Below are 21936 nucleotides of genomic sequence, written 5' to 3'. Positions count from 1 at the left end.
TCACTCGCCGGTCAGGCCGGACAGCAGATGTATCGCGCCGTGCTTGTCCAGCGGGTCGTTGGCGTTGCCACAGTGGGGGGACTGCACGCAGGCCGGACACCCCGACTGGCAGTCACAGGACCGGAGCATCGACAGCGTCGTCTCCATGAGCGGCGCCACGTCGTGGTAGGCCGCTCTGTTGAGGCCGATACCGCCGGGGTAGCCGTCGTAGATGAAGACGGTCGGCTCGCCGGTGTGGGGGTGTTCGGGCGTCGAGAGCCCGCCGATGTCGCCCCGGTCACAGAGATACTCGAAGGGGAACATCGATATCATGGCGTGCTCGGCGGCGTGAATCGAGCCGGGGAAATCGCCGGTCCCGCCGTCGGTGGCGGCGTCGGCCGCGTCGGCCGGCTCGCCGTACTCCCCTGCGAGAATCTCGGCGTGGAGGTCCTCGGGCACCGTGTAGTACATCGCCTTCGTCTCCAGGCTGGTCTCTGGGAGGGCGAGCGGGCGCTGGCCCAGTACCTCGCCCGAGGAGCCGTCGCGGCGCTCGTAGCCCGTAATCTGCTTTCGCATCGTCACCGAGGCAAAGCGGACGGGAACGTCCGCGCGAGTAGGGAGGGGGCGCTCTTGCAGGTCGGCCTCGACGGTGATGGTCTTGTCGTGAAGCACGCGCGTGTAGTAGTCGGCCCACGTCCGGTCGAGTTCGGCGACGCCGGTGGCCAGGTCGAGGTCGGTCACCTCGTAGCGCCGTCCCTGGTGGTGGTAGACGGCGCCGGGATGGGCGTCACGCAGTGCGTCTTCGAATGGCAGGCGGGCGATGACGTCGCCGCTCGCGACCAGTTTCACCTCGCGGTCGTCCACCGTCCGGAGGCTCATGTCGTGGTGGGGCCGGCCGTTCGAGGTCCAGCGAATCCCCCGGTCCGTGCTGCGGCGCTCCAGCTTGTCAGCGGATTCGAGGTCCGCGACCACGTCCGGGAAAGTCTCCCCGAAGTGGCGGTCGTCGTCGGCCGAGAGCCAGTTCTCGCCCGCCGCCGCCAAGACGTGGTCGGGCAATAACTGGTCGTTCTCGGGGTTCGTGACGGCCTGTTCGGCCGGCTTCTCGAACAGCGTCTCCGGGTTTCGCAGGACGTACTGGTCGAGCTGGTCCTCGCCGCCGACCAGCGCGACGAGGGCTGGGTCGGTCCCGCGTCCCGCGCGGCCGGCCTGCTGAAAGGCTCGCATCCGCGTGCCGGGGTAGCCGTCGATGAGAACGGCGTCGAGCCCGCCCACGTCGACGCCGAGTTCGAGCGCGCTGGTCGACCAGACACCGCGCAGGTCGCCGGACTGCAGGCGGGACTCCAGCTCGCGGCGCTTCTCGTTCGTGAGTGCCGCCTGATACGCGCCCACGCCGTCGGCGAGGTCGTGGTGACCCCGCGAGCGGAGCTCGTCGGCGCTGTCGCCCGCGTAGCGCTCGGCGGTCTGGCGCGATCCGGCGAAGACCACCGTCTGGAGCCCCCGCTCGACGAGGTCGACGAACAGTCGCCTGGTCTCGACGTGGCTGGACTTGCGGCGGCCGGAACCCCATCCTTTCCTGGTCTCGTATTCGGGCGGGTTCCACAGCAGCCAGTGACGGGGCCCGCTGGCGGAGGTGTCCTCGTCGACCAGCGCGAAAGAGTCGGCGGGCTGGCCGGTGACTGTGGCGGCGTGTTCGACCGGGTTCCCGATGGTCGCCGAACAGCAGACCCACTCCGGGTCGCTGTCGAAGCGCTCGGCGATGCGGGCGAGCCGCCGCATCACCAGCGAGACGTGGCTGCCGAAGATGCCCCGATAACCGTGGACCTCGTCGATGACGACAGTTTCGAGCCGCCCGAAGAACCAGTCCCACAGCCGGTGGGCGTGGGGCAGGATGCCGTAGTGGAGCATATCCGGCGTCGTCAGCAAGACCGTGGGCTGGCGCTCGCGGATGGCCTCCTTCTCGCTTTTGGACTGGCGGCCGGTGTACTGGGCGACGGAGACGCCCGAGGCGAAGCCAAGGCCCTGTGCCAGTTCGGATAAGGTCTCCGTCTGGTCGTTGATGAGCGCGACCTGCGGGGCCACGTAGAGTGTTGTCGCACGGCGGTCCAACGCCCGCTCGAAGGCCGGGACCGTGTAAGCCAGACTCTTGCCGCTCGCGGTTTCAGTAGCGAGGACGACGTTGTCGCCGTCCCGGACGCCATCGATAGCGGCGGCCTGGTGGGCATAGAGGTCAGTGATGCCCTCGTCTTTGAGCACACCGTCCAGACGGGCCTCGAGGTCGCAGTCGGCGGTCGTCGCCGCCCGGCCGGGGACCGTCCGCTCGTCGACTATCTGGCCCTCGTAGTAGGGCCGGCCGCGGAGCCACGCGATAGTGTCGTCCACGGGCGGCGTAGGTTCTAGACCGCTATCCGTCTTGCTGTTCGCTCGACTCGACGCGACGCATCGCGTCCGGCTCGCCCTCGCGAGTGGCGACCCCCGCGACGGCCGCCGGGAGTTCGTCGACGGTCGCCACTATCGTCCGTGGGGACTCGACGGCGGGTACGCCTTCGCCGTCGACGGCGACACACCGCCGAGCCGCCGCGACGACCGACTGGTTCGCGTCGCCCACGTCCCCGGCGACCACCACGGCGTCGGCCGCCCGGGCCAACTCGGTCGCCCGCTCGCGGGAACTGTCGTCGACCCCGGCAAACGGCGGCACCGTGACGGCCTCACAGTCCAGTTCGCTGGCGCGCTCGGCGGCCGCGTCGCCGGCGGGGACCACGCCGACCGAGACGGTGGCGCCGGCGGCGACCAGGCGGGTCAGCGCCGGCGGCCTGCCCGCCAGTGCCGACGACGTGGACGGTCCGGTCGACCGACCCGCGGTCGGCGAGGGCGGTCACCAGCGGCGCGTCGGTGGCGGGCTGGCCGGTGACGAGCGTCTCGGCGTCGAAGGCGTCCCGGAGCGTTGGCGCGGTCAGCACCTCGCGTGGCGGGCCCGCGGCGCGGACCTCGCCGTCGGCAAGCAAGACGAGTTCGTCGCAGTAGCGCGCGGCAAGGTTCAGGTCGTGGATGGCCGCGACGGCGGTCTTGCCCTCCCGGGCGAGGTCGGCGACCAGCTCCAGCGTGTTGACGGCGTGGTTGATGTCGAGGTTCGAGGTGGGTTCATCGAGCAACAGGACGGGCGTCTCCTGGGCGAGGGCACGGGCCAGCAGCACCCGCTGGCGCTCGCCGCCGGACAGCGAGGTGACGAGGCGGTCGGCAAAGCGGGCCACGTCAACCCGCTCCATTGCCGCCTCGACGACCTCGCGGTCGCCGCTGTCGGCCCGCTCGAACCGGCCGAGATGGGGGGTCCGCCCCATCTCGACCGCCTGACGGACGGTGAACTCGAAGGCCAGCTCCGTCGCCTGTGGCGTGCTGGCGACCCGCTGGCTCACCTGCTTCGAGGAGAGCCCCTCGATTGGGTCGCCGGCGACACGCACGAGGCCGCTGTCGGGCGAGAGCGTCGCCCGGAGTACCCTGAGCGTCGTCGTCTTGCCGGCCCCGTTCGGACCGACAAGGCCGACCACGTCGCCACACTCGGCGGCCAGTGAGACGTCCGAGAGTATCTGTGTCCCGCCCAGCGACACCGAGACGTCTGTGGCGCTGAGCATCGGAATCGGCTCGCCGTCGTGGCCGTCCGGTCCCGGGCTGGGGTCGCTCATAGCTCGTGGACCTCCCGCTTTCGCAGCAGGTAGAGAAAGAAGGGCGCCCCGAGCGCGGCGGTGACGATGCCGACGGGCAGTTCCGTGCTCCCGGAGCGAGCCAGCGTGTCCGTCGCCACGAGGAAGGAGGCCCCGGCCAGGGCCGACGTGGGCAGCAAGATGCGGTGGTCCGGCCCCACGAGCAGTCGCATCACGTGAGGGACGATGAGCCCGACGAAGCCGATGATACCGGCGACGGCGACGCCCGCGGCAGTGGCAAGCGAGGCCAGCGCGAGCAGTATCCGCTTCGTGCGCTCGACCTCGATACCGAGGCTCTGGGCGTCCTCCTCGCCCAGCAGCATGACGTTCAGGTCACGGGCGTAGACGAGCAGGAGGGCGAACGGAACCACGACCAGCACGAGACTGGACCACACGTCGGGCCAGGCGGCACCCTTCAGGTGACCCATCAGCCAGAACAGCGCCCGGCGGACGCTCTCGCCGGCGTTAAGCAGGAGAAAGGAGACCACGGCGCCCAGGAACGTCTGGACGGCCACGCCCGCGAGCAGCAGCGTCGCCACGGGCGTCCGGCCGTTCTCGGTCGCGATGAGGTAGACGCCGAAGGCGGCGACGAGCGCCCCGGCGAAGGCGGCCCCGCGCAGCCCCAGCCCGAAGGGGAGGCTCGCCCCGACGACGATGAAGCCGACGGCGCCGACGGCCGCGCCCGAGGAGACGCCGATGATGGAGGGGTCGGCCATCGGGTTGCGGAAGATGCCCTGCATTATGGTGCCGGCCGCGGCGAGGGCGAAGCCGACAACGGCGGCGAGCAGGATGCGCGGGAGTCGGACGTTCATCACGATGAGCCGCTGGAGCCGCGAGACGCGGAACCGAAAGACCGGCTGGGTCGTCACCTCGAGGGCCGCCCCGGAGACCTCGAAGGCCGTCGGCACCGCGATAGCGTTGAGGAGCACCTGGGCCACCACGTCGGGCGGAATCCACACCGGGCCCACCGCGGCGCTCGCCGTGATGACGAGGGCCAGCAGCGCCGTGAGCGCAATCGACCAGAGGGCCGTTTTTCCGGGGGTTCGCACGTCTGAAAACCCACTTGCAGTAGGTAAATATTTATTGTTCGGCGTCAGCGGTAGGGACGATGCGACGACTCGTGACACTCGTTGCCGGCCTGCTCGTGCTCGCGTCGCTTTCCGCGACGCCGGCGGCCGCGAGCGCGGGCCAGTCCGGCCAGAACTGTTCGTTCCCGGTGACGCTGACTGACGCGACCGGGACCGAAGTGACCATCGAAGAGCGACCCGAGCGAGTGGTGACGACGAACCCCTCGGCCGCCCAGACGATGTGGGAAATCGGCGGCCGCGACCAGGTCGTCGGTCTCACCCAGTACGCCGACTATCTGGAGGGCTCTGAGAGCCGGACGAACGTCTCGGCCGGCTTCGGGGTGAGCCGCGAGAAAGTCGCCGGGACGAACCCGGATCTCGTCATCGCACCCAACTCCAGTGCCGGGGACGTCCAGGGGCTCCGTGACGCCGGCCTGACAGTCTATCACCTCCCCGCGCCGACCGACATCGAGGACATCCGCGAGGCGACCACGCGTATCGGACGCCTGACCGGCAACTGTCAGGGCGCAGCCGACACCAACGCGTGGATGACCGCCAACGTCGACGCCGTCCGGAACGTGACCGCCGACGTCGACGACCGCCCCGACGTGCTCTACCCACTGGGCAGCGGCTACGTCGCTGCCTCCGGCACCTTCGTCGACTCGGTGCTTGCCACCGCCGGCGCCGACAACGCCGCCAGCGAGTACGCCGACTACCCACAGCTGAACGACGAAGTGATACTCCGGATGGACCCCGACAACCTCGTCCTCCACGAGGAGACCAGCTACCTCGTCGACGAGGAACCGTACGCCAGCACGACGGCCGGCCAGGAGAACGCGGTCGCCACCGTGCGGGAACGTGACATGAGCCAGCCGGCGCCCCGGAGCGTGGTCAACGCCGTCCACAACGTGACCCGACAGCTCTACCCCGAGAGGTACGACGAGGGTGTCTACGTCCAGCGCTCTGCCGTCGAGGGCACGACCCCTGCGACAGTCGATGACGACGCCTCCGGCGGAAGTGGCCCCGGCTTCACCGCCGTCGGCGCGGTCGTCGCCGTCCTAGCCACGGCGCTCCTCGCCCGCCGCCGCTGACCCGTTACAGCCGTTTGATACCTCGATTACTCGCCGGCCATGTCCCTACTCCCACCGGTAAGGTCGCCGTAGGGAACGATGGCGCGAGTTATAGCCGCGGGTGGGCCAGCCCGCGGCTGCAAGTATCTCATAACAAGTATCGCGTCCGCCGAACTGCGCGCGCTGTTTCCTATGTCACGCTACGATATCCGCTGGTACCGAGCAGCCGACAGAGCGCAGTACATCGACCTCTACGCCGACGTGCTGGGCTCCTGGCAGCACAGCCCGGAGTGGTTCGACTGGAAGTACGTCTCGAACCCCTACGTCGACCACGTCCCCATAGTCGTCGCCACCGCTGACGGTGACCTGGTCGGCGCGCGCTCCTTTTTCGCGCTCCCGATGGTCGTCGGCGGGGAGCGGTACCCGGCACTCCAGCCCTGTGACACCATGGTCCACCCGGACCACAGACGGCAGGGGCTGTTCACGCGGATGACCGAGCGGGCCATCGACCGCTACGAGAACCGGGAGCACGCCTTCTTCTTCAACTTCCCCAACGAGCTGACCCTGCAGGGCAACCGGAAGTTGGGCTGGCGACGTGTCGGGACCGTCCCGGCCGCCTACCGCGTCGAGGACGTGGCGCCGCTGCTTTCCGCGCAGACGACAGCGCCAGGTCATCAGCTCGCCGGCACCGTCGCCACGGGGCTGGTCTCGGCACACAACCGACTCCGGGACCGGCGGGCGACCACGTCGGCCGAGGTGTCCGTCCGCCACGAGGAGTCGGTCCCAGTCGAGACGCTGGCGGCGCTCTACGCCGACACCGCGCCGGTGACGATTCACGCCCGCCGGGACCCAGCCTTCTACCGGTGGCGGCTCTCGAACCCGAACTGGAACTATTCGGCGTTCGTGGGCGAGTCCGGTGGCGAGCGCGCGGCCCTCGTCGTCGCGCGGCCGCCGCCGGGAAAGCTGTACGGGCCGGAGACGACCAGAGTGGCCGACGTGGTGCCGCTGACCGACCACGAGGACCGCGAGCAGTTGCTCGGAGCGTTGCTGGCCGAGGTGCGGGACAACTACCAGAGCTCTGACCTCTTCGTCGCACCATCGACGGTTCCCGGCGCCGTTCTCCGGGCACAGGGGTTCTACCGCGAGGGCGAGCCGCCACTGTCGTATCTCCGGGACGGCCGCGCACATCTCGTCCGGGCACTGGACTCCTGGGCGCCCGAGGCGGTCCGACTCACCGACGAGGACAACTGGTCGACGACGTTCCTCGAACTCGACACCGGGTAGCTACTCCGCTTGCGAGACGTCGACGATGTCGTCCGGAACCGTCTCGGCGGCCGCCTCGTCGCCGATACCCAGTTCCGTACGGACGAGGTCCGTCGCCTCCCGTATCGCGCCGACGCTGCCCAGGTAGCCCGCGCCGACGGTCGTCTTCAGCGCCAGTGCCGGCCGGCCGGTCAGGACTGTCGGCCCCACCTTCGCCACGGCGTCGTCGCCGACTGAGACCAGCCAGCCGGGCACGTCGAACCGGTAGCGGGCGAGCCGTGGCTCGAACCCCCGGCGTCCGCGCGGCGGTGGTCGACAAGCCGCTCGACGTTCTCGGCGGCCACGCTGGCCTCCCGGACGGCCGCCGACGCGCTGGCCGGGACGGCTTCGCCGTCGCTGTCGACGACCCGGGCCGCATCACCCACCGCGAAGGTCGCCTCGCCCAGTCGGAGGTCTGCACGCACGACCGGGCGGTCGTCGTCCAGTGCCGGCGAGCCCCGGATGCCGCCGGTCCAGACGAACTGGTCGTACTCGAGGTCGCTCCCGGTCGTGAGCGTGATGGTCTCCGCGTCGGCGCGCTCGACGGCCGTGCCGGTCCGGACCGACACCCCAGCGTCGAGCAGGGCGTCGTGGACGGCCCGCTGGAACGCGGCCGGGAACGCGGGGGCGACCTCGGGCTCCTGTTCGAGCAGGCAGACCTCGGCGTCGACACCCTCCTCGTCGGAAAGCGCCGCCAGTTCGCCCGCGACCTGCACGCCAGAGAGACCCGCGCCACCGACGACGACTCGGTCGCCGTCCCCCAGGTCGAGAACGTCCCGTCGAATTTCCCGGGCGTCGGCGAGCCGTTTCAGCGGCGTGGCGTGCTCGCGAACGCCCTCGAGGCCGTAGAAGGCAGTCCGCGCGCCCAGACACACCGCGCCCACGTCGTAGGAAAGCGTCTCCTCGTCGCCGCCGGGGGTTTCGAGCGTCGCCTCGCCGGCGTCGGCGTCGAGGCCGGTGACGGTCGCTTGCCGGACCTCACAGTCGAGTGCGTCGTCGAGGGAGACCGTGATTTCGTCGGCCAGCGACGGCCGGCGAACGACGCGGTGGAGTTCGTGCTGGACCAGATGGTCCTGTGACTCGTCGACGACGACCAGGTCGACGTCGCTGGGGAGGGTCCGTTCGAGCGTTCGTGCGAGCGTCAGACCGGCGTAGCCGGCACCGAGAACGGCGACTAGCATTATCCGGGGTTAGGACTGAACGGGGATAATGTTGTTTCCGAGGGGCGGCGACGTTGGCGCGGTAGGTGCTGCGATGTCCAACCAGAAATCCCCCGCAGTGTCGGATTGAAGAGACACCGTGCCCGGCACGGCTTTCTGGCACGCAGCGACAAAGAATACCGAACTAGCTGCTACTCAGAACAGCGCCTCGGATTCGTCCAGCACTTCTGCAGGCCCGCCGACCTCCCAGATTCTGGTGTCGACACCGCAGTCCGCGACGGCTTCTTCGACGCGGTCGACGTACTCCTCGGTGGTGTTGACGTAGGTGCTCGCGCCGGTGTCGACCGAGAAGTACACCGGGATGTCCTCCTCGGTGCGGAGTTCCCGGACGGTGTTGAAAATCTCGATGGTCCGGGGCTGCCAGTACACCCAGCCGGCGGGGCCGGTCATCGTCGTCGCCGCGAGGGACAGCGAGTCGTGTTCGGCCAGCTCGAACGCCCGTTCGAAGTCGGCGTCATACAGGGCGTCGCGCATATCCGAGATCTGGTACTGGATGTGGGCCATCCGGGCCTGGAACATGTGGCTGTCGGCGGCCTCCTTGTGGGCGGCTTCGGTCTCCTTGTAGGAGGGAACCATCCCGGCGACGATGCGCAGGTCGTCTTCGAGGTCGGTCTCGATGCGCTCGCTGCGACAGTCCTGGTCGTTGACGCCGGTCTTGAGGTGGGAGAACGCGCCCGTGACGGCGCGAGCGGCCGAGGCGGAGCCCCGGCGCGCGACCGTCGATATCTCGGGGTGGGTCATGTCGAGCCCGGCGGCCTCGACCAGCGCCGTCGCCGCCGCGGCAAAGCCCGACGAAGAGGAGCCAAAGCCGATGTTCGTCGGGAAGTCGTTGGTCGACTCGAAGCGAACCGGGTCGTCGATACCGGCCAGCTCGCGGACGTGGTCGACGACCGAGTCGATTCGCTCGGCGCCCCGACCCTCGACCGTCTCGCCGTCGATGACGTACTCGTCGCCGTCGAGGGACGGGTCGAACTCGACGGTGGTCTTCGTCCGGCTCGGCGCCGTGCTGACCGAGATGCTGTCGTGGTACGGCATCCGCCGCTGTTCGTCGCGCATCCCGTGGTACTTCACCAGCCCTTGAATGGGGTGAGCCTTCGCGGTCGCTTTCATAGTTCACCGTTCCGGGCCGGTCACTTTGCTATTGCGAACCCGGCCGGCGTAGGACGAACACGGAGCCGGGCGACTGTTCCGACTGTCTATCAAGACGTACGTCCAGATATTTTGGTTTCTTCTGTCTAGAGTTGCTATTATACAACCACTAACAGCAGAACTGTGTTACCTATTGTCTAAGAAACTTTAATACCGTGTCCCTTTACGTTCCAGACGAGGAAACGATGTCATACACCTCCCTCACGACGGCGCTGACGCTGTACTACGGCGGAACACTCGGCCTGGAGCAGGCCGCAAGCTACGGCGGCGTAGACACCGGGAAGCTGGCCGCGGCGCTACGCTCGCGGGGCTTCGACGTTCGCGAAGAGGACTGGGACGTACTGGCTGAAGCCGCCAACTGAGCGCGCCCGCCGGGCTCAGTCCCCCGCTGACTCGCAGGCCCCCCACGGCTCCCCGCAATTCGACGGCGGCACTCCACGCTGGCACACGACGACTGTAGCGTATGGCTGGTCGCGCCGACCCGGGCCGGCGCGAGCCGGTCCAGTACGACTGTCAGTACTCCGGGCTCTCCTCCCGGACACCCTCGCGCTTGTTGACGAGCCTGGCGAGCGTAAAGAGCGTATCCGAGAGTCGGTTGAGATAGATTATCGCGGTCCCGTTGACGCCGGCCTCCTCGGCGGCCAGCGAGACACAGCGCCGCTCCGCCCGGCGACACACTGCGCGGGCGTGGTGGAGCTTGGCGCCCGGTTCCGACCCCGACGGGAGGATAAAGGACTCCAGCGCGTCCAGCTCATCGTCGGCCTCGTCTATCATGTCCTCGATAGTGTCGACGTGTTCCTCTGTTATCTGTGGGTCGTCCTCGCCGGGACTGGGGTTCGCGAAGTCGGCCTGGACGATGTGGAGGTGGTTCTGGATGGTCCGCAGGTCGTCGTCGATGTCATCGTAGCCCGTCGGCCGGACGACCCCGACCAGTGCGTTGACCTCGTCGACGGTGCCATAGGCCTCGATACGGCGGGAGTCTTTCGAGACGCGGTCCATCGTCCGCAGGTCGGTCTGGCCCTGGTCGCCGCGGCCGGTGTAGATGGTCATACACGTGGCTGGGGCTGCCACGGTCTTATATTCTCGTCACGCCGGTCCCGTCCAGCGGTGACACTCAAAGCCGCCGTTCGAGTTCGGACAGCGCCGCCGGCGAGAGGGCGACGTCGGCGAGTAGCGCCTCGCGCTGGTCGGGGGCAGCGTGACCCGCGACGAAGCCGTTCAGCCGCGCCGCGACGGTCGAATCGACCAGCGCCGGCCCGTAGATATCATCCAGCTCGTCGCCAAGCACCGGCGTCGAGCGGAGTTCGTACTTCTGGTGGTAGTCCTCCGCAAGCGTGAACGACTCGAGGGACTCGATAGCCGTCTCGACGGACTGCCCCGTTCGCTCTTCCAGTGCCGCCGCCGACGCCGCGACCGTCTCGCGCTGGGCGTCGTCGTGGACCAGCACGACGCCCCGGTACTGGCGCTTGTGGGCCCCGCCGAAGGGGTTGTGGTTCGCCCAGAACACGTCGAGCAGGTCCGAATAATCGACCGTTTCGGGGTCGTACTCGACCTGTACGACCTCGGTGTGGTCGCCCAGCGAGTAGTAGCTCGGGTCCGGGTCCGTCCCGCCCGCGTAGCCGACGCGCGTGCGAACGACGCCCGGCATCGCGCCGAAGCGGGCGTCCGGCCCCCAGAAACAGCCCATCCCGAACGTCGCCGTCTCGGTGTCAGCGGGCGGCAGCGCCTCGGCGTCGACGTCGAGTGCCGTGAGTGGCGGCTGGTCGTCTGCGACCGTGGTCATGTCGTGTGATAGGTGGGCTGACGGTTTGCCTGTTCGGGTCTAGTAACGACAGTTGGCGGTGTGAACGACGGATGGACTGTCAGGCAGAGGTGTAGCGACTCTGACTACAGCCAGAAAGCCCCCGGACGCTAAGGGGCTCCGACTCGCTGCGCTCCTCGGTCGCGCTGCTCCCTGCGGTGCTTGCGTCGTCTCGCACCCTGAGCGTCCGGCCCCTTTCAGTCCCGCCCGGTCGGCTGTTACACGGGGTGGGACTGAAAGGGGCGGTGGGCTACACGAAGGCGGACGACGTAAGGACCGCAGGCCGAAGGCCGAGGACCGCAACGAGGTCGTTCGGAAGACCGGAGGTCTTCCGTGATGACGAGAGAGCTTTGCTCTCTCGAACCACCCCCGAGTGTAGCCCACCGGGGCTTTCTAGCTGTACTGAGAGAGAAAGCTCGCTGTTGCGGGAAGCAGACTGACCCCCAACACCGACCAAAGCATCAGTCAAACGTCTCCGAGAACCGGGAGCTTCAATGGCACCCACACACAAGAGCGTGTCATGAGCCTCGAACTGGAGCACTACTGCCCGAAGTGCGAGGAGTACCGCGAGTTCTGGAAGGTCGCCAGCACGACGATGCATCTCGGGCAGAAAGTCAAGTGGCACTGTGGCGAATGCGATTACGGTTTCGTCCGCATCGACGGCGAGGTCGACACGGCCCAGAGCGCCTGAACGCTATATATCGGTACTGAGAGGTCTTAGCAGCGGTTTTGTTCTCCCTCTCGGTCAATCCAGGTGGATGAGTCTCGAGTCAACCGCGGCGGCCACGGCCGCCACCGACCGGCCGGACGTGGAACTGTCTCTGACCGTCGTTCGCTACGCGGACGGGCCGGACCGCTGTACCATCTATCCACCAGACATGACAGGTGACGCACGGATGTCGACGTGGCTGAGTGCGGATTACGAGGCGGTCGTCGGACTGTCGTCGATGCGGTGACCGTAGGTTTTTATTTCAGAAGGGAGAAGTGCGTGTAGATGAGTATCGACGTTCTCCTGGTCGACGAGGACAGAGACGTACTCGAAATCGTCCAGACCTTTCTGGAACAGGAGGACGACCTCGACGTGACCAGCGAAGGCGACCCGGAGACGGCACTGGAGCTGGCGCTTTCGGGGGGGTACGACGTCGTCGTCAGCGACTACAAGATGCCGCGTCTCGACGGGCTGGAGCTGTGTGGGGAACTGCGGGACCGGGACCGGTCGCTCCCCTTTCTCCTCTTTAGCGCCCGCGAGCCCGACGACGTCCGCCCGGCGGCCGAGGAGGCCGGCGTGACGGGGTTCGTCCAGAAAGGGACTGGGACCGAACAGTACGCAGAGCTGGCAGAAAAGATACGCGCGGCGACCTAGCTGTCGGTCCGGGGGAGCGTCAGCGTGACCGACGCGCCGTCGGCCGTGTTCTCGAATCGCACGGTTCCGCCGTAGGATTCTGTCACCCAGATGACGAGCCACAGGCCCAGCCCGCTCCCGTGGCGCAGCTGGGTGATGGGTTCGCTGCCGGTCAACACGTCGAGTTCGTGGTCCGGGATGCCCGGGCCGTCGTCGGTGACGGTGACCGACACCGTCTCGGGGGACGGGTCGACGTCGACGGACACCGCGGGCGCCTCGCCGGCGTGTTCGACGCTGTTTGCGAGCAGCTCGCCGACGACCCGCTCAAGGCGGCCATCGCCGGCCATGACGGTCGTCTCCGGTTCCGAGATGTCCACGGACGCCTCGGACTGCTTGGCGTACCGCGTGGCGACTTCGTCGACGAGCGCAGTGACATCGAGCGGCGCCGTGTCGGCGTCGTCGCGGCGGACCGAGCGCTCTATCTCGCGGGCGCGGTCGCTGAGCGAGGCAATCTGTTCGGCCTTCCCGAGGAGCCGTTCGAGCAGCGAGCGGACGGTCTCGTCGTCGGTCCGCTCGCGGAGTTCGTCGGCGATGCCGAGCACGACCGTCAGGTCGTTCCGGAGGTTGTGTCGCAACACGCGGTTGAGCACCTCCAGCCGTCGTTCGCGTTCGATCTGGTCGGTGATGTCGGTGTAGATACCGAAGCTCCAGACGCGCCCGTCGTCCCGGCGGTAGGGGACGCCTCGGAAGAGGAAATCACGGAACCCGTCGGCGGTCCGACGGCGGACCTCGGCCTGGACGGTCTCGCCGGCGGCACCCCGTTCGTCGAGCCAGTCGGCTTCCCGCTGGGCGTCGTCGCTCGGCGGGAGGATGTATTCGTTGAGGTCGCCGTCGAGGACGGTCCGCCGGTCGAATCCGAACACGTCGGTGAAGGCCGGGTTCACCGAGCGGACGAGCGACGTGTCCTCGGTGAACTCCGTCTCGACGACGGCGTCCGGGAGATTGTTGAACAGATACGAGAAGCGGTCCCGCTCGTCGCGCAGCTCCTCGCGGGTCTGTTCCAGTTCCGTCCGGTCGCGGACGACGCCGGCGGTGCCGCTGAAGGCCGCCTCGTCGATGAGCGAGAGCTCGATTTCGGCCGGGAGCTCCGCACCGGTCTCCCGCCGGAGCGTCGTCTCGACCGTCGCCGTCGCTGCCCCGTCGCTGTCGCGGAGTTGCCTGACCTGTCTGGCGAGGGTCTCGACCGCCTGGTCGTCCAGCACCATCCGTGGGTGTCGGCCGAGCAGCGCCTCGCGCTCGTAGCCCAGCCAGTCGGCCAGCGCCTCCGTGACGAGCTGGAACCCGCCGTCCTCGTCCAGGACGTACACCATGTCACGGACGTTCTCCACGACGGCCTCGTAGCGCAGGAGGTCCTGCTCGCGTTCGACGCGGTCCAGAGCGGCCGCCGCGTTCGAGGCGAGGATTTCGGCGACCGAGACGTCCGCGTCGGAGAATCGCTCCTGGTCGTAGGTTGCGACGCTCAACACACCGTGGTCGTCGAGTGGAACGTACATCGCGGCCTTTGCGCCCCGGTCGTCGTAGTTTCGCACCTGGTCGAAGTCGTCGATGCGGACGATCTCCCCGCGCTGGTAGGCCTCGCCCGGGTACGCCTCGTCGGCGTCGTACACCGGTCGTTCGGGCATCCCGTCGGTTGCGGCGACCGGTTGCAGGGTCTCCGTCTCCTCGTCGTAGAGCCGCACGAGGTTCAGGTCAAAGCCCAGCTCGAACTCGGCGGCCGCGACGACCGTCTCGGCCACGTCCTCGGCGGTCTGGGCCTGCATCAGCGACCGCGTCGTCTCCAGCAGCCCGGAGAGCTTCCGGTCGCGCTCTTTCTGGTCGGTTATGTCGTGGAAGTACACCGAGAGCCCGTTCGACGAGGGGTAGGCGTTGACCCGGAACCACTTACCGACCGGGGGGTAATACTCCTCGAAGTCGGCCGGTTCCTGGGTCGCCATGGCCTCGTGGTAGGCCTCGTAGAACGTCGCGTCGACGGCGTCCGGGAACATCTCCCAGAGGTCTTCGCCCATCACGTCCTCGGCCTGCCGACCGAGCACCTCCTCGGCGCGGTGGTTCCAGTAGGTCAGCTCCCAGTCGTCGTCGACGGCGAAAAAGGCCGCGCCGATGCGTCCGAGTATCTGCTCGATGCGGCGGTTAGCCTCCCGAAGCTTTCGCTCTCGCTCCTTGCGTTCGGTGATGTCGCGGATGATGCCCGCAGTCCCCCCGAAGCGCTCGCCGTCGTCGTCCCACAGCAGCGTCATGTGGTCCTCGGCCGGGAACGAGGTGCCGTCGGCCCGCTGTATCGCCAGGTCGAACGTCTCCTCGTCGGCCTCGCGCTCGTCGAATAGCATCTCCCGGACGATGGACTCGGCCCGTTCGACGACCTCGTCGGATTTGATGTGGCTGGTGTGGGCGCCCAGCAGGGCCTCGGAGTCGTAGCCGGTGAGGTCGGTCATCGCGTCATTGACCAGCTCGAAGTGGCCCGTCTCGTCGAGAGCGTAGATACCATCGTCGACGGCCTCGATGACGCTCTCGTACTGTTCGAGGTCCGCCTCGCGCTGGCGGCGTTCGATCTCCCGGCTCGTCCACTCGGCGAGCAGTCTGGTGAACGTCTGCTCGCTCTCGGAGAAGGGCTCGGTCCGGGGCTCGTCGTCGGCGAAACACAGCGTACCGTACAGTTCGCCGCCGACCACGACCTTGCCGCCCAGATAACAGGCGATACCCGACATCCGGTAGGCCGGATCGTCCGATAACCCCTCCGCGGCCGCGTCGGTGATGCCGTAGCTGTCCTGGCGGTCCACGATACGGCGACAGTAGGTGTTTTCCAGGTCGGTCTCGGTGCCGGCCCGGATGATGTCGTGGTCGCCGACGACAGAGACGACCTCGTAGTCGCGCCCCTCGATACGGCTCAGGTAGCCAAGCGAGAGGCCGAGCCGGTCGGCGCCGATCTCGAGGACCCGGTCGATTATGTCGTCGTCGGTGTGCGAATCGGACGACGCCAGCTCGGTCAACCGTTGCAGCGCCTCGTTGTTTCGCTCGAGTTCCCGTTCGCGGGCCCCCGGCACCGCGGGGCCCGAGCCCCCGCGAACCAGTTCGCGGACCCGGTCTGCGGGGTCGACCTCGCTCCGAGGGACGTACTCGCTCACCCCGAGGCGGGTCGCCTCGGCGGCCACGCGACCGTCGGGTTCGTCGGTCGCGAGCACCGCCGGGAGCGACGGGCAGTCGGCCCGAATCGCTTCGAGAGCGGCCAGTCCGTCCAGCCCGTCCTCGGGGGCGTGGTCACAGACGACGGCGGCGACGTCGGTCTCGGTGAGGACCCCGAGCGCCGCGTCCGTGGAACTCGCGGTCCGAACCGGTCGGTCAAGTCGGTCGGCCAGGGGCGGTGAGCCGCCACCGTCGGGCGCGGGCGCGGGGCGGACGTGGAGAATAACTGCCTGCTCGGACATGCGCGTCAGTACCTGAACTGACCCCTACATCCACATAAATGGGCGGCCGAGATTATCAGTCGTCGGAATCGAGTGACTGCCACGACAGCCGCGGGTTCCGGGCCGCCGAGACCTGGTCGATACGGCCCGCGGCGGTCCGGCGGGGCGCCGACGCGAGCGTCCCGTCGTCCTCGGCGTGGACAGCCTCGAAGGCGGCCGCGAGCTGGTCCAGCGAGCGCTTGCTCTCGCCCTCCGTCGGCTCGGTCATCAGCGCCTCGTCGACGATTTCGGGCCACTTCGTCGTCGGCGGGTGGACGCCGTGGTCGAGCATCCCCTTGGCCACGTCCGCGGCGTCCTGCTCGCCCGCGCTGGCGACGAACTCGTGGTGGAAGGGACCGAAGGGCACCTCGTAGGGAATCCGCTCGGCGAGGTAGTTCGCGTTCAGGACGGCCTTCGCGCTTGCGTCCGCGAGCCCGGCGTCGCCCAGCCGGGTGATGTAGGCGAATGCCTTCACGAGCACCGGCCAGTTGCCGTAGTAGCCGTGTACTTTACCGATGGAGTGGTCGGGACTGTAGTACTCGTAGCCGCCGTCGCTCTGTCGGACGTGGGGGTCAGGCAGGAACGGTGCCAGCTCCTCAGTGACACCGACCGGGCCGGCGCCCGGCCCGCCGCCACCGTGGGGGGTCGCGAACGTCTTGTGGACGTTGTAGTGCATCACGTCGAAGCCCATGTCGCCGGGCCGGGCCCGCCCCAGCAGGGCGTTGAGGTTTGCCCCGTCGTAGTAGAGCAAGCCGCCCGCGTCGTGGACGATATCCGCGATACGTTCGATGTCACGCTCGAACAGGCCCAGCGTGTTGGGGTTCGTCAGCATGAGCGCCGCCGTCTCCTGGCTGACCGCCGCTTCGAGCGCCTCGATGTCGACGCGGCCGTCGTCACCGCTCGGCAGTTCCACGACGTCGTAGCCGGCCATCGCCGCCGTGGCGAAGTTGGTCCCGTGGGCCGAGTCCGGGATGACGACCTCCGAGCGGTCGTCGCCGTTGTGCTGGTGGTAGGCCTTGGCAATCTGGATACCGGTGAACTCCCCGGCGGCGCCCGCGGGCGGCTGGAGCGTCACCGCGTCCATCCCGCCGATTCGGCCCAGGTAGTCCTGCAACCGGTAGGAGAGCCCGAGCGTCCCCTGGACCGTGCGGTCGGGCCGGTCCGGGTGGACGGCGGCTGCCGGCAGGGCCGCGATATCCTCGGTGAAGGAAGGGTTGTACTTCATCGTACAGGAGCCAAGCGGGAACGGTCCGCTCTCGACACCATAGTTCATCTGGGAGAGCCGGGTGTAGTGGCGGGCCAGCTCCGGCTCGGCGGGCGCGGGCAGTTCGAGCGAGTCCCGCGTCAGCTCGTCGGGCAACGGCGAGTCCTCGATATCGACCGTCTTCGACGCCTTCTCCGAGAGCAGCGGCTCGTAGCGGTCGCCGTCCTCGTCGGTCCAACTGGCTTGCGAATATATCGTCATTTGGCCACCTCCGAGAGTGCGCCGATGAGCCCGTCTTCGGCCTCGGCGGTCACCTCCGTGGCAGCGACCTGAATCATGTGTTCGCCGATTTCGTGAACGGCGTACCCTTCCGCCGCGAGGTCCTCGACGACCGCGTGGGCGGGCTGGTCGGTATGTGCGACGACCTCCCGGAAGTTGTGTCCGTCGTGGACCGGCGACTGCACGCCGACCACCTCGTCGAGCCGCTCGGCGAGGTCGCGCGGGCGGGTCACGCAGTCCTCGGCGAGGTCGACGAGTCCGTCGGGACCGAGCCACGCCGCGTGCATCGCGGCCCGCAGCGCGACCCACGCCTGGTTCGTACAGATGTTCGAGGTCGCCCGCTCCTTTCGGATATGCTGTTCGCGGGTCTGCAACGTCAGCGTGTAGGCCCGTCGTCCATCGCTGTCCTCGCTCGCACCGACGAGGCGCCCGGGGACCTGCCGCAGGTACTCCTCGCGCGTGACGAACATCCCCAGCCCGAAGCCGTAGGCCGTCCCCGTGCCCAGCGACGCGGCGTCGCCGACCACCACGTCTGCGCCGACGTCCGCGGGCCGTTCTAACAGTGCGAGCGCGACAGGGTCCGAGCCGAGACAGAACAGCGCGTCGTGGTCCTCGGCGAGGGCGCCGATGTCGGCGAGGCGCTCCTCGATTACCCCCCGGACCGTCGGCGTCTCGGCGTACACCATCGCCACGTCGTCGTCGCACAGTTCGGCGAGTGCGTCCACGTCGGCCTGCCCGTCGGCCATTGGATACGACCCGACAGTGAGCCCGGGGCCGTCGGCGTAGTTCTCCAGCACGGCGCGTTTGCCCGAGCGGAGGTGGTCGGGCACCAGAATCGTCTCGCCCGAGACCGACCGAACGCGCTGGGAGAGCGTGGCCGCCTCGCCCAGCGCCGTCGCCTCGTCGTACATCGAGCAGTTGGCGACGTCCAGGCCCGTCAGTTCGACCAGCATCGACTGGTACTCGAACAGGGCCTGCAGGAATCCCTGGGCGACCTCGGGCTGATACTGCGTGTAGGAAGTCAGAAACTCCGAGCGGCTCGCCAGGTCGTCGACCACGCTGGGGACGTAGTGAGCGTAGTGACCCCGGCCGAGAAACTCCGTCAGGTCGTCGTTCCGGCCGAGGAGTCTGGCCGCCTCCCGACGGGCCTCCCGCTCGCCGTGGGCGGGAATCCCGAACGCACCGTCGAAGGCGACGGCGTCGGGCACGTCGAACAGCGCCTCGATGTCGTCGACACCGACGGCCTCGAGCATCGCTTCTGTCTCCGCCTCGGTGTGTGGGGCGTAGGGGCTGGTCATGATAGCCGTTGCAACCGCAGTCGAGCGATCCAGCGAGCGGACATTGATGTGCCACAGTTGCGGCCGGCCGCATATGATTATCTCGATTCGCTACCTCCGCCGGCGACGCGGGCGTTTCGTATAGCACTGACTAGTATATCGCGTCAGAACGTAGGAAACCCAGTCCTCAGCAAGTCCTTGCCCGTGGGGCTTCTGAACCGGTTTCTGCTACTCGCTGCTATTCAGAGACGGTCGAGCGGCTCCAGTGGGCTCCGCGCAGACAGCTGAGCGAGTGAAAATAGGTTCCCACAGCCACAGTCTCGGTCGAACACCGAGAATCGTACTACCCGAACCGAGAGTTCACTCGATCTGGTCGCGGTAGGCCGCGGCGTCCAGCAGCTCGGCCAGTTCGCTCTCGTCGCTAAGCTCGACCTCGAGCATCCATCCGTCGTCGAAGGGGTCCTCGTTGACCAGTTCCGGCTGGTCGAACAGGGCCTCGTTGACCGCAGTGACGGTCCCGGAGACGGGCGCGTAGATGTCAGAGACTGCCTTGATGGACTCCACGACGCCGAACTCCTCGCCGGCCGCCAGTTCGTCGCTCTCAGCGGGCAGTTCCACGAACACCACGTCGCCCAGCTCGTCCTGTGCGAAGTCGGTGATACCGACCCGCGCGGTGTCGTCGTCGGTGCTGACCCACTCGTGTGATTCCAGATATCGAAGGTCCTCGGGTACGTCGAAGCTCATCTGTCGATGAATGGCGTCGCCCGGGTACGTGCTTCCTTCGGTTCGCCGCGGATGACCACCTCGACCGAACGCTCGGGCTCGGCGTATGCCGTCGGTAGGTAAGTCAACGCGATAGGCACGCCCAGAGTCGGACTCATCGTCCCGCTGGTGACGTGCCCCAGCGTCGCACCGTCCGGATCGGTGACCTCGTAGCCGTGACGCGGGACCCCGCGGTCCAGCAGTTCCAGCCCGACCAGTTTCTCGTCGACACCGTCCCCGTCCTGGGCGGCCAGGGCGTCCCGGCCGACGAAATCGGTATCCAGCGCGACCGTCCAGCCGATGTCGGCCTCGTAGGGGGTCCGGGGTTCGTCTCGCGGGTGAAACTCCTCCCCGGAGAGCAGAAAGCCCATCTCCAGTCGGAGGGTGTCCCGCGCACCGAGCCCACAGGGCTGGCAGTCGAGGGCCGTCCACACCGTCTCGGCCTCGGCTACCGGACAGAGTATCTCGAATCCCGGCTCGCCGGTGTAGCCGGTCCTTGCGACCAGACTCTCGACGCCGCTTACGGTCGTACTCACCACCTCGAAGCGACCTACCGTCGTCAGGTCCAGTGTAGTCTCCGCAGACAGCTGCGACTCCGAGTCGGGACCCTGCAACGCGACCATCGCGTACTCCTCTGTCCGGTTGGTGACTGTCGCCGTCAGGCCCCACTCGTCGCGGTGAGTCACCCACCGTTCAGTCATCTCCCCGTCGTGGCCCGCGTTCGGGATGAAGAGGTAGTCGTCGTCGGATTTTGCAGGCAACCGGTAGACGACGGTGTCGTCTATCACGACACCGTCCTCGTCGGTGATAGCCGCGTACTGGGCGTCGCCGGGGTCGAGTGCCCCGACGTCGTTGGTCGTCAGTCGCTGCGTGAGTTCGAGCGCGTCCGGTCCGGAGACGGTCACCTGACCCATATGCGAGACGTCGAACTTCCCGGCCGTCTCGCGGACAGCGTTGTGTTCAGTGCGAATCGAGTCGAACTCGACGGGCATCTCCCAGCCGCCAAAGCCGGTGAGCGTCGGTTCCTCGTACACCCCCGCAAGCGGGGACTGTCGGAGTGTCATAGGTCGTGAGTCGCCCCCTGCGACCTTACGAGTTGGCCTTCGGGGTGATTTCGGCCGAGCGCGTAAATCGTATAGCGCGATAGTAAATCGAGTCGCGGCCGCCAGCGTGCCGGCTTCGGCGGGACGGTCGACTCAGCGCGGTCAGTACGGCGCGAAAAGCGCGAGCCCATGTGCGCTGGCGGCGCGTGTGGACCCGAACCGCCTCGTCTGGCTGTCGAGACGTCTTACTCCTCTATCGCGCTTTGCGGGGCGATGTGTGGACCGGTCGGGCTCTCGCTGTCGACCGAGGCGTCGACGCGGAACACGTCGGCAAGCAGCTGCTCGGTCACGACCTCGTTCGGTGGTCCCCAGTCGTACCGCGACCCGTCTTGCATCGCCATGAGGTTGTCGGCAAAGCGGGCCGCCTGACCGATGTCGTAGAGCACGATACCGACGATCACGCCCACCTCCTCGTTCAGCGTCCGGACGACCGACAGCACGCGAAGCTGGTGGTGGAGGTCCAGAAACGTCGTCGGCTCGTCGAGCAACAGGACGTCGGTCTCTTGGGCGAGCACCATCGCGATCCAGGCGAGCTGTTTCTGGCCGCCGCTGAGAGTGCTCATCTCGCTGTCGCGGAGGTGGTCGACGCCGGCCAGGTCGATAGCGCGGTCGACGGCCGCCTGGTCCTCGTCGGTGACCGACTCGAAGAAGCCCCGGTGCGGGTAGCGGCCGTGGGAGACGAGGTCCTCGACGGTACTGGTGCCCGGCGACTCGTTCTCCTGGGAGAGCAAGCCCAGTTCGCGCGCCAGTTCCTTCGAGCCGAACGACTGCACCCGCTCCCCGTCGAGGAGAATCCGGCCGTCGTCGGGTAGCCGATGGCGAGGTCCTCGCCGACCAGTTCGGTCGGGACGGCCGCGAGCCGTTCGAGACGGTCGCGCGCTTGCTCGTGGTCGACCTGTTCGACGTGGCCTACGAGCCGCACTGGTGGCCTGGACGAATCGTCTATTAGAATAGTCCTGTCAGCGTATGGAACACCGTCATGAAAAACGTCCCGTGACCGCCCGAACCGGTCGGCGAACGGCATCGCCGTCGTGGCCGAGGAATCGACCTGCCCGCGCGTCCGGTCACAGACCGACCTGTGGCCACAGGGCTCGGGCAGCCAGAGCCGTTCCATATAGCTGTATCTGATTTATTACTCCCAGGGAATCACCACGCACAGAAACACCAGAGCTAAATTCAATCGTCG

At 67.8% G+C, this 21936-nt stretch carries 16 protein-coding genes and 3 pseudogenes; 6 read left to right on the top strand and 13 right to left on the bottom strand.

The annotated features are described in order from the left end of the window. From P1K32_RS12810 to btuC, 3 genes and pseudogenes are all read right to left on the bottom strand, one after another. Complete coding sequence (locus tag P1K32_RS12810; RefSeq protein ID WP_276250110.1) at positions 1-2358, bottom strand: DEAD/DEAH box helicase; 2358 nt, start codon at positions 2356-2358, stop codon at positions 1-3. Positions 2359-2380: 22 nt separating this feature from the next. Next, positions 2381-3656 (bottom strand): annotated as a pseudogene (locus tag P1K32_RS12800) (heme ABC transporter ATP-binding protein). Next, positions 3653-4723: a vitamin B12 ABC transporter permease BtuC gene (gene btuC / locus P1K32_RS12795; protein ID WP_276250107.1), complete on the bottom strand. Its 1071-nt coding sequence runs from the start codon at positions 4721-4723 to the stop codon at positions 3653-3655. Before btuC ends, P1K32_RS12800 begins: the two are co-directional and overlap by 4 nt. A 59-nt stretch (positions 4724-4782) precedes the next feature. Here btuC and P1K32_RS12790 point away from each other — a divergent pair, with 59 nt between their 5' ends. Then, positions 4783-5832, top strand: coding sequence for a PGF-CTERM-anchored ABC transporter substrate-binding protein (locus P1K32_RS12790; RefSeq protein WP_276250106.1), 1050 nt, complete (start codon positions 4783-4785; stop codon positions 5830-5832). Between the two features lie 171 nt (positions 5833-6003). Then, a complete protein-coding gene (locus tag P1K32_RS12785) occupies positions 6004-7095 on the top strand; it encodes a GNAT family N-acetyltransferase (protein ID WP_276250105.1) in 1092 nt (363 codons plus the stop codon). Here P1K32_RS12785 and P1K32_RS12780 read toward each other — a convergent pair. Further along, positions 7096-8294: pseudogene (locus P1K32_RS12780) on the bottom strand (NAD(P)/FAD-dependent oxidoreductase). It abuts the gene before it with no gap. A gap of 174 nt (positions 8295-8468) precedes the next feature. Next, the gene (gene mvaD / locus P1K32_RS12775; protein WP_276250104.1) at positions 8469-9443 is read right to left on the bottom strand and encodes a phosphomevalonate decarboxylase MvaD; all 975 of its coding nucleotides are present in this window, start codon (positions 9441-9443) and stop codon (positions 8469-8471) included. 224 nt (positions 9444-9667) lie between these two features. Here mvaD and P1K32_RS12770 point away from each other — a divergent pair, with 224 nt between their 5' ends. Then, the gene (locus tag P1K32_RS12770; protein ID WP_276250103.1) at positions 9668-9844 is read left to right on the top strand and encodes a DUF7317 family protein; all 177 of its coding nucleotides are present in this window, start codon (positions 9668-9670) and stop codon (positions 9842-9844) included. A 151-nt stretch (positions 9845-9995) separates the two neighbouring features. Here P1K32_RS12770 and P1K32_RS12765 read toward each other — a convergent pair whose 3' ends face one another. Together P1K32_RS12765 and msrA are read right to left on the bottom strand one after the other, a co-directional pair. After that, positions 9996-10532 carry a cob(I)yrinic acid a,c-diamide adenosyltransferase gene (locus P1K32_RS12765; RefSeq protein ID WP_276250102.1) on the bottom strand — a complete coding sequence of 179 codons (537 nt, stop codon included), beginning with the start codon at positions 10530-10532 and terminating at the stop codon, positions 9996-9998. A gap of 64 nt (positions 10533-10596) precedes the next feature. Next, on the bottom strand, positions 10597-11265 hold the full coding sequence (gene msrA, locus P1K32_RS12760; RefSeq protein WP_276250101.1) for a peptide-methionine (S)-S-oxide reductase MsrA: 669 nt from the start codon (positions 11263-11265) through the stop codon (positions 10597-10599). Between the two features lie 538 nt (positions 11266-11803). On the opposite strand from msrA, the gene P1K32_RS12755 reads away from it, so the two are divergent. The 3 genes from P1K32_RS12755 to P1K32_RS12745 all read left to right on the top strand — a co-directional run bounded on the left by P1K32_RS12755 (position 11804) and on the right by P1K32_RS12745 (position 12646). Continuing rightward, complete coding sequence (locus P1K32_RS12755; RefSeq protein WP_276250100.1) at positions 11804-11974, top strand: DUF7838 family putative zinc beta-ribbon protein; 171 nt, start codon at positions 11804-11806, stop codon at positions 11972-11974. Positions 11975-12041: 67 nt separating this feature from the next. Further along, positions 12042-12239, top strand: coding sequence for a DUF7511 domain-containing protein (locus P1K32_RS12750; RefSeq protein ID WP_276250099.1), 198 nt, complete (start codon positions 12042-12044; stop codon positions 12237-12239). A 38-nt stretch (positions 12240-12277) separates the two neighbouring features. Continuing rightward, positions 12278-12646: a response regulator gene (locus tag P1K32_RS12745; RefSeq protein WP_276250098.1), complete on the top strand. Its 369-nt coding sequence runs from the start codon at positions 12278-12280 to the stop codon at positions 12644-12646. On the opposite strand, the gene P1K32_RS12740 is transcribed toward P1K32_RS12745, so the two are convergent. The 6 genes and pseudogenes from P1K32_RS12740 to P1K32_RS12715 all read right to left on the bottom strand — a co-directional run. After that, positions 12643-16107: a PAS domain S-box protein gene (locus tag P1K32_RS12740; RefSeq protein ID WP_276250097.1), complete on the bottom strand. Its 3465-nt coding sequence runs from the start codon at positions 16105-16107 to the stop codon at positions 12643-12645. The genes P1K32_RS12745 and P1K32_RS12740 overlap by 4 nt on opposite strands. Before the next feature lie 55 nt (positions 16108-16162). Further along, positions 16163-17590: an aminomethyl-transferring glycine dehydrogenase subunit GcvPB gene (gene gcvPB / locus P1K32_RS12735; RefSeq protein ID WP_276250096.1), complete on the bottom strand. Its 1428-nt coding sequence runs from the start codon at positions 17588-17590 to the stop codon at positions 16163-16165. Further along, complete coding sequence (gene gcvPA, locus P1K32_RS12730; protein WP_276250095.1) at positions 17587-18906, bottom strand: aminomethyl-transferring glycine dehydrogenase subunit GcvPA; 1320 nt, start codon at positions 18904-18906, stop codon at positions 17587-17589. Before gcvPA ends, gcvPB begins: the two co-directional genes overlap by 4 nt. A gap of 339 nt (positions 18907-19245) precedes the next feature. Continuing rightward, the gene (gene gcvH / locus P1K32_RS12725) at positions 19246-19629 is read right to left on the bottom strand and encodes a glycine cleavage system protein GcvH (protein WP_276250094.1); all 384 of its coding nucleotides are present in this window, start codon (positions 19627-19629) and stop codon (positions 19246-19248) included. After that, entirely contained in the window at positions 19626-20711 is a 1086-nt protein-coding gene (gcvT, locus tag P1K32_RS12720) for a glycine cleavage system aminomethyltransferase GcvT (RefSeq protein WP_276250093.1), read from the bottom strand. The genes gcvH and gcvT overlap by 4 nt, the downstream gene beginning before the upstream one ends. A 224-nt stretch (positions 20712-20935) precedes the next feature. Continuing rightward, positions 20936-21559 (bottom strand): annotated as a pseudogene (locus tag P1K32_RS12715) (ABC transporter ATP-binding protein); the annotation flags it as partial. Positions 21560-21936 lie beyond the last annotated feature (377 nt).

The sequence above is a fragment of the Haloarcula rara genome (assembly GCF_029338235.1).
Classification (GTDB): Archaea; Halobacteriota; Halobacteria; order Halobacteriales; family Haloarculaceae; genus Haloarcula; species Haloarcula rara.
This window is presented reverse-complemented; position numbering and strand designations above follow the sequence as displayed.